Origin of the sequence: Bacillus sp. HMF5848 (assembly GCF_003944835.1) — a bacterium.
GTDB lineage: Bacteria > Bacillota > Bacilli > Bacillales > HMF5848 > HMF5848.
In genome coordinates this window covers 2,446,084-2,452,500 of the sequence record NZ_RWIV01000001.1, presented here as the reverse complement: position 1 = coordinate 2,452,500, position 6,417 = coordinate 2,446,084, and the positions used below count along the sequence as shown (strand labels likewise).

The 6,417-nt window shown below is 36.8% G+C and carries 5 protein-coding genes and 2 rRNA genes (1 of these 7 only partly in view); 5 read left to right on the top strand and 2 right to left on the bottom strand.

Annotation, left to right across the window (positions count from 1 at the left end; genetic code table 11):
- From EJF36_RS11845 to EJF36_RS11825, 5 genes are all read left to right on the top strand, one after another.
- A 23S ribosomal RNA gene (locus tag EJF36_RS11845) occupies positions 1–464 on the top strand; it begins 2,455 nt to the left of the window's first position.
- Positions 465–613: 149 nt separating this feature from the next.
- Positions 614–729, top strand: a 5S ribosomal RNA gene (gene rrf, locus EJF36_RS11840).
- A 744-nt stretch (positions 730–1,473) separates the two neighbouring features.
- Complete coding sequence (locus EJF36_RS11835) at positions 1,474–2,979, top strand: phytoene desaturase family protein (protein ID WP_125906527.1); 1,506 nt, start codon at positions 1,474–1,476, stop codon at positions 2,977–2,979.
- Positions 2,980–3,112: 133 nt separating this feature from the next.
- Complete coding sequence (locus tag EJF36_RS11830; RefSeq protein ID WP_185806890.1) at positions 3,113–4,219, top strand: glycosyltransferase family 2 protein; 1,107 nt, start codon at positions 3,113–3,115, stop codon at positions 4,217–4,219.
- Complete coding sequence (locus EJF36_RS11825; protein WP_125906525.1) at positions 4,216–4,707, top strand: glycosyl-4,4'-diaponeurosporenoate acyltransferase CrtO family protein; 492 nt, start codon at positions 4,216–4,218, stop codon at positions 4,705–4,707. Before EJF36_RS11830 ends, EJF36_RS11825 begins: the two co-directional genes overlap by 4 nt.
- Before the next feature lie 124 nt (positions 4,708–4,831).
- On the opposite strand, the gene EJF36_RS21520 is transcribed toward EJF36_RS11825, so the two are convergent.
- Complete coding sequence (locus tag EJF36_RS21520) at positions 4,832–4,990, bottom strand: hypothetical protein (protein ID WP_185806889.1); 159 nt, start codon at positions 4,988–4,990, stop codon at positions 4,832–4,834.
- Between the two features lie 126 nt (positions 4,991–5,116).
- Positions 5,117–6,301: a molybdopterin-dependent oxidoreductase gene (locus EJF36_RS11820; protein ID WP_260471887.1), complete on the bottom strand. Its 1,185-nt coding sequence runs from the start codon at positions 6,299–6,301 to the stop codon at positions 5,117–5,119.
- Positions 6,302–6,417 lie beyond the last annotated feature (116 nt).

The window sequence follows — 6,417 nt, the reverse complement described above, 5'->3', positions numbered from 1 at the left end:
ACGGATAAAAGCTACCCCGGGGATAACAGGCTTATCTCCCCCAAGAGTCCACATCGACGGGGAGGTTTGGCACCTCGATGTCGGCTCATCGCATCCTGGGGCTGTAGTCGGTCCCAAGGGTTGGGCTGTTCGCCCATTAAAGCGGTACGCGAGCTGGGTTCAGAACGTCGTGAGACAGTTCGGTCCCTATCCGTCGTGGGCGTAGGAAATTTGAGAGGAGCTGTCCTTAGTACGAGAGGACCGGGATGGACGCACCGCTGGTGTACCAGTTGTCTTGCCAAAGGCATCGCTGGGTAGCTATGTGCGGACGGGATAAGTGCTGAAAGCATCTAAGCATGAAGCCCCCCTCAAGATGAGATTTCCCATTCTAAGATCCCTTGAAGATGACAAGGTAGATAGGTTCGAGGTGGAAGCGTGGTGACACGTGGAGCTGACGAATACTAATCGATCGAAGACTTAACCAAAAGTCGACGCACAAAACATCAGTTGTATTATCGTTATCTAGTTTTGAGGGAACAATCCCTTTTAAATGTTTGTGCCTGCGTCTTCTAGCATGTTCGAGGATGATTATCCTTGAGCACAAGCCAGCAAAGAAGCATAATCAAGCAGTAGGCTTGGTGACGATGGCGAAGAGGTCACACCCGTTCCCATCCCGAACACGGAAGTTAAGCTCTTCAGCGCCGATGGTAGTTGGGGCATTGCCCCTGTGAGAGTAGGACGTCGCCAAGCGCGCATAAGCGAATAGCCAATAGGCTACTCGTTTTTTTGGTTTTGCATAAGAAATAGTCGACCTTAAGGTCGAAAGAAAAGATAAGAAGTCTAAACATCATAAGCGAGAGGCATGAGGAGCAAGAAGGTCTAGGAAGCAAGGGAGAGAGCAGCGGAATGTATGATACGTCCGAAGAGCAGCGAACAACTGCAGCTGACGAAGAGATTCGTAGGTCATCGTGTCTCGTAGCCCCAAACACGGAAGGTAAGCTCGCGCACCGGTGGTAGTGGGGCGATATTTGGAACTCCTGCTAAAAGCTGCCACGTCCTGTGGCGAACGCAGAAGTTAGCACATCCTGTGAGAACAGGACGTCGGTAAACTAACGACTGAGTAGCGAGCAAGTTGCTTTTTTTAGTGTTTTAAAAAACATCAGATTAGCATAAACGAGTAGCAATAGACTACTCGTTTTTTTTTATGTATTTAAAAAAAAGCTGAAAACAATCAGCGACATAAAGATAAGTAAAAAGTGACACAAGTATCTATTTATAGTAAAAAATCCGGTAAGAGTTATCGGATAATCAAAGAAGTTAAATCTAAGTTGAATATGTTCTTTTACACATATAAACTTGCCTTTTTTTGGTTGTTCATAGATTATTAGGTTTATACAATGTAAATAATGGAAATAAAACATATATTCAATAGTTATATACATGGCTAAATTAATAAGCGTTAATAACGCATCTAAAATAAAAGGGGGCTTTACTTTGAAAAAAAGAGTGACTGTTATTGGCGGTGGTCTAGCAGGTATGTCAGCGGCTATTAGACTTGCTGCTGCTAAGTACGATGTTACGATTGTAGAACAAGGAGAAAGACTAGGGGGAAAGCTAAACAAAAGAGAAGGGATGGGCTTTACATTTGATACGGGTCCATCAATACTAACTATGCCATGGGTGTTGGAAAAGCTATTTAAAGACGTTGGTAAGGATATTCATGATTATTTAGAAATAGTGCGTGTTGAACCAGGATGGCGTACGTTTTTTGAGGATGGAACGACTATTGATCTGACAAGTGATTTACCAACTATGCTAGAAGAAATTAAAAAGGTTTCAACAGATGATTCTAAGTCATTTTTATCTTATCTCCAATATTGCTCGCAAATGTATGAACTAATGCAAAAAAGCTTTTACAAAAAAAGTATAAGTGGATTGCAAGATTTACGCCTGGAGCATACGTTGAAAGAGTTATGGGCAATGGATCCTATGAAAACGATGGATCAATCAACACAAAAATATTTTAAAGACAAACGCATTCAGCAGCTTATGAATTTTTTAATTATGTATATAGGGTCTTCACCATATCATGCACCAGCAGTTCTTTCTCAGTTAGCACATGTTCAATTAGGGATTGGAGTGTATTACGTAAAAGGTGGGATGTACAAAATTGCTGAGGCTATGCAAAACGTACTTCAAGATTTAGGTGTTACAGTTTTGCTTAATGCTAAAGTGTCCAAAATTAATGAGACGGATAATAAGGTTGTTTCTGTGGAAACGGAGGATGAAAAAATCATAGAAACAGATCTCCTTGTTTCTAATCTAGAAGCCATTCCCTTCTATAATACATTTGTAGAAAATTCTAACGAACGGAAACGTGTTACAAATAATCTAACTAATTTTGCGCCTACTGTATCTGGGTTAGTTTTATTACTAGGTGTAAATAAAAAGTATAATCAGTTATCACACCATAATTTCTTCTTTTCTGAAGATCCGAAAAAAGAGTTTCAGCAAATGTTCGATGAAAAAAAGTTAGCTGATGATCCGACAGTGTATGTAGGTATTTCATCTAAATCTGATTCTACACAAGCACCTGAAGGAAAAGAAAACTTATTTGTTCTTACACACGTACCACCTTTAAAAGAAGGCGAGACATGGGATCAGCATAAAGAAATGTATCGGGATGCTATTCTAGCAAAACTTGAGCGTATGGGTATGGCTCAGTTGCGTGAAAGTATTGAGTTTGAATACATATTTACCCCAGATGACTTAAAACGTTTATACGGTGCTAATGGTGGTTCAATCTATGGTGTCGTTACAGATCGGAAATTAAATGGTGGGTTTAAAATACCTAGTAGAAGTGAGCTTTTTAATAATGTGTATTTTGTTGGCGGTTCAACTCATCCTGGTGGTGGGGTGCCTATGGTTACCCTTTCTGGTCAATTGACGGCAGATTTAATTTTAGATGATGAGAAAAAACTTGGTCGCAAAATAGTATAATTTTGACCAATGATGAGTTCCCACCAAGCAAAATAGTTTTGGTGGGTTACTTCATCTTTCATTTCAAAAAGTATCCTTTTTGTTTTAATGTATATAGGTAAATTGGCATTGTATTAAACAAGGAGAGATGAATTTGGTATATGGTGTAATGACAGTAGTTCTCTTTCTCTTTTTATTTTGGAGAATTCCTGCTTCTAAAAAAGAAACTAATGTTAAGAGCAATCAAATTATTTCAATTATTATCCCTGCAAGAAATGAAGAACAAACTATCGCAAGACTATTAACATCTATTCAAAGTCAGGATTATCAACCCCTTGAGATTATTGTTGTCAATGACCAATCAACGGATCGAACGAAGGACATTGCACTACAATATGGAGCGAGAGTCATAGATAATAAAGATTTACCTGCTGGATGGTTAGGTAAATCGTGGGCTTGTTGGAATGGTGCTACTGTGGCAAAAGGTGATATTTTAATATTTGTTGATGCAGACACATGGTTTAGTAAAAATGGGATAGAAAATGCTATATCTACATTTCAAGAAGATAACAAAACTGATTTATTAACCATTCATCCGTTTCATGTAATGGAGCGATGGTATGAAAAGTTATCAGCATTTTTCCATTTAGTTGTTTTTTTATCTTTAGGAATTACACATATATTTTCTAAAAATACAAAGCCTGCTGGAGGGTTTGGACAGCTTCTAATTTGTAAGAAAGAGATATATGTAACGCTAGGAGGGCATGAGGCAATAAAGGAGCAGATTGTAGAGAATTTTGCCTTTTGTCAGCTTGCTATATCTAAAGGTTTTTATGCTCGCGCAATAGTAGGGAAGAACATAATTAACATGAGAATGTATCAAGATGGAATAGTGAGTGTATTTAAAGGGTGGGCAAAAAGTATAGCATCAGGAGCTAAAAAAACATCTCCTAAATTCACATTTCTTATTATAATTTGGATTGCCGTAGCTTTCTCATTTATAACAAAAAGCATCGATATTATATTTGAACAGTCAATTTTCTTTGTTGTAACATACGTTTTTATGTGCCTGTTATATTTTCGCATATTACGACAAATCGGGAACTTTTCTTTGTTTGATACCATTCTATTTCCTATTCACATCGTATTTTTTATTTTTGTTAGTTGTTATTCGGTAATAAGTACATTTTTATTAAAAAATGCATCATGGAAGGGTCGACAAATAGTTGTATCTAAAACAAAGGGTGATCAAGATATATGATTGCATTAATTAATGTATTAGTTTGGGGGATTATTCATACAATTGGAGCATATATTCCATCAAAATTTAATGAAAAGACCATTAATTTCTTCTCGTGCTTATATCCAGTGAACAGGTGGGAAGTGAAGGTATATGAAAAACTACGTATAAAAAAGTGGAAGGAAAAGCTACCTGACGGTGGAGATTGGGTGAAAGGTGGTATTAAAAAACGCGAGATCAATGTTAAGAGTATTAAGGGAGTGGAGCGTTTTATATTTGAAACGAAACGAGCTGAGCTCTCACACATTATGCAGATCCTACCCGCTCCAATCTTCTTTACTTTCAATGATATTTTGTCGGGGTGGATAATGATAGTATATGCGTTTTGTTTTAATACTCCATTCATAATGATTCAGCGTTATAATCGATATAGGTTACTGCACATAATGCAAAAGAGAAAAAGGGTAAGCTTTTGTCAGGATAAGGTACAGCAAGTATTCAAGTTATAAAAACAGCTATGAAAGGTGTGGAGAGATTAATTGACAATATGTTTTTTGCGCTTGATACACAATTAGTAGTGCTTAGATTATGATCATCTGATTTTCAATGTATACTTAAAGATAAGAGCTAACTTCAATGGAAAAACATGAGTAACATTAGCATAAAAGAACTAATTGCAAAGATTATCATGAGTAAAGACAGAACCACTAACCATTTTTTTCGTTTCATTAATCCCAGCACAAGCATTGCTATACCTATGAGGACAATAATCATAGTAAGGAAAATAGTCATTTTTGTGCCTCCTTTAAAATATGATTCTATTGTAAAATCAACCTGCTTCTTTGGACGTATTAAATAATAATCTTTTTGTATCGTACGTTTGCTTTCGTAGTTTTGTTCGTATTTTTAACAATATAACTATGATTGTTTTCCATGAACCCACGCATTTGTATCATAACCCCTTACTTGCCAATATCCTAAGTGTTCATGGTCTATTGCTTCTATACGGACTAGCCATTTCACCGCTTTGTAGGCATACATTTTAGGGACAATAAGGCGAGCAGGTCCTCCGTAATCAGAAGGAATGGGGTATCCATCCATTAAAAGAGCGACCATAACATCATCCATATGAGCCTGTTCTAGTGATAAGCAATCTGTGTAAACACCATCGCCTGAATAAAATTTTAAATGGGTAGCCTTGTTTGTAAAGTTGACTTTTTTCAATAAATCTTTTAATAGAATGCCTTCATATGTGACACTGAACACAGACCAGCCAGTGACACAATAAAAATCACTTACTTGAACAACTCGTTTCATTGTTATGAATTCTTCCCATGACAATGTTACGGGCTCTTCAACAAGTCCGTCTATAGTGAAAGACCAATTATCATTTTTATACTTAGGTATGTCCGTAACGGTATATACGCGAAAATTTCCTTTATATCCACCTCCAACTGGAGGGTTAGATGCAGGTGCTGGTGTAGGGAGTGGGTTCATTTTATTTTTGTCCCGTCTGACAACATCTGCTAGTACCTGACCACCAGGATCTAAAAATTGCTTCATCCACCGATAAACTGTTGGCCCAACTAAAATGACAAGCAGTGAAGTGATACCATATTTTATAAAGCCTTTACGACTGAAATTGAAAAGACTAGGTTGAGAATTGTTTTTATTCAAGAGTTGTTTACGTACCCACTTAGCTCTTGTAATAGAGTGATATACGATAAAAGGAAGGCCAACCCAAGTTAGTATATTATGGATGAACAATGCACTTTGGTTAGCTAAAGCTGGGAATGAACGATGAAATGTTAGTATAAGTCCTGATGCTATCCACCCAATAGTAAAAGTAATTACAAACCACAGGTTGAATTTTTTAGCATTCTGTTTTTTTACGGTCTTATAGTGGAACTGAAAATAGCGATAATACATAATTAATAGAACAATGGAAACAAACCCTATAAATATATGGAAATTTTTAAAAGGCACTCGTACGTCAGCAATCATTCCTCTTAAAAATGGTATGGCAAGAAGTATGCCTGTTACATAAAGAAAAATAACAACAGCAATATTTGCATTATGAAGCTTGGTTAGTTTTTTCCACATACGCATTCTCCTAATTTACTCTTTAAATGTTAGTATATATGAAGACAATGGAAAAATATAACGAAAACTGTTTTAATATTGCTCTTATTTACTAGCATTCTAAAGCTTAATAATAA

Coding starts and splice junctions, on each gene's coding strand:
- EJF36_RS11820 (WP_260471887.1), bottom strand. CDS start 6,301: ATGTGGAAAAAACTAACCAAGCTTCATAATGCAAATATTGCTGTTGTT.
- EJF36_RS21520 (WP_185806889.1), bottom strand. CDS start 4,990: ATGACTATTTTCCTTACTATGATTATTGTCCTCATAGGTATAGCAATG.
- EJF36_RS11825 (WP_125906525.1), top strand. CDS start 4,216: ATGATTGCATTAATTAATGTATTAGTTTGGGGGATTATTCATACAATT.